Genomic DNA, 1523 nt, shown 5'->3' with positions numbered 1-1523 from the left:
CGGGCTTCTTCATCGCCCTGGAGGGCGGTGGCGGCGCGGGCGATCTCGAAGGGGGTCCGGTGTCCACCCTGGCCCTGCTTGATGTCCTGCCGGGTCAGCTCGTGGGCGACGCCCCACTTCGCCTTCCCGTCCTGGCCCTTCATCAGGTAGCGGGCGAGCTTGCCGGACTCGCCCCGGTCCGGGGCGTCGATCCGCACGGCGACGGGCTTGCCGTCCTTCTCGCTGATCTCGACCGGCATCCGGGCCCCGACCTTGACCAGGGCGGCGGACCAGACCTCGAACGCGAGGTGCTGGAGCTCCTGGACCTGACCGGCCGCCAGGGGCCGGGCCAGGAACAGCAGCACGTGGTAGTGCACGTGCCAGCCGTTCGAGCCGTGGGTGACCTCCCAGGCCCGGACGAAGCCGCGGATCTCGTACGCGGCTTTCGCGTCGCGCCAGGCCCGGCCCGCGTTCTGGCCGAAGCCGCGCTTCCACGCCTCGCGCTGCTTGCCGAGCAGGTCTTCGAGCCGGTCCCGGAGGTAGTGCCGCATGGTGAGCGTCATCATCACCAGGCCGCAGGACTGGCACTCCCAGAATTCCCCGACCTGCTCCAGCTCGTCCTGCCGTACGCGGCGGATCGAGGTCGAGCAGCAGGGGCAGACGTGGACCGAGCCGCAGGTGACGACCCCGGCGAACCCCGCCCGGCCGTTGCGGATCACGGGGGTGACGCCGCCCGCGAGGACGGACAGCCCGCAGTCGGCGAGCCGCTGGAGGCCGGACAGCGGGCGCAGGGCCTCCCGGAGGATGAAGGCCGCGTCACGGGCAGCCGTGTCCGTGCCGGTCTCCGGCTTCGCGCCGGGGACGCCTCCGCTGAACGGGGCCGCGTCCCTTTTTGCCGTGCGGCTGCCCGGGTTGTCCGTTTCGCCGTTCTGATGCAGGCCGCTGACCTGCATGTCCGTAGTTTTCGCGGTAGTACCAAGGCCGCGTCCGGATTTGGTCCGGGCCGGTGCCGCCGTGGCGGTCGTGGTGGGCCGGGCCGCCAGGGCTTCGCCCTTGGCGTTGGCGCGGTTCGCGCGCTTCCTGCATGCGTCAGAGCAGTACACACGCGGCCGTTTCCCGGGCGTGTGGGTGATCGGGGCCCCGCAGTGACACTGAGGCCCGGCGGGGCTCTCAGCGGGGCGCACAGCGCCTCCGGCGGGAGCGACGGCAGCGGGGTCATCACGCGGCGCGTCGGAAGTCTGGGGTGTCGCGGACGCCGAAGCGTCCCTTACGCTGGTAGGCACAGCGTTGGGTCCGTTCTGGTTGGTCTTAGCAGCTCGGTCGGTCGGACTCACGTGGCGCGGTTCAGGGAATAGGCCCCCTGGGTCGCGCCATTTTTTTGCTCCTGATGATCCTGGCACTAGTTGAGCCATTCGTTGCCCCCGCCCCGCCCGAGGGCCCTGTGGCTGGTGTGAATTGACGGTGCGGAAGAAGCCCCGCCCGGGTCTGGGCGGGGCTCCTGTGCGTCAGGTCCTCCTCGTCGTGAGCCTCGTCGGCCTATGGAC

At 71.0% G+C, this 1523-nt stretch carries 1 protein-coding gene; it reads right to left on the bottom strand.

Annotation, left to right across the window (positions count from 1 at the left end):
* Window positions 1–932: protein rep (locus ACWFRU_RS42405; protein ID WP_453694202.1), on the bottom strand; the 932-nt coding region annotated here is incomplete at its 3' end.
* Window positions 933–1523: the final 591 nt, after the last annotated feature.

The organism is Streptomyces sp. NPDC055099 (genome assembly GCF_053607685.1).
Note: the sequence above shows the minus strand (reverse complement) of the source record. Positions and strands in the feature narration are given on the sequence as shown.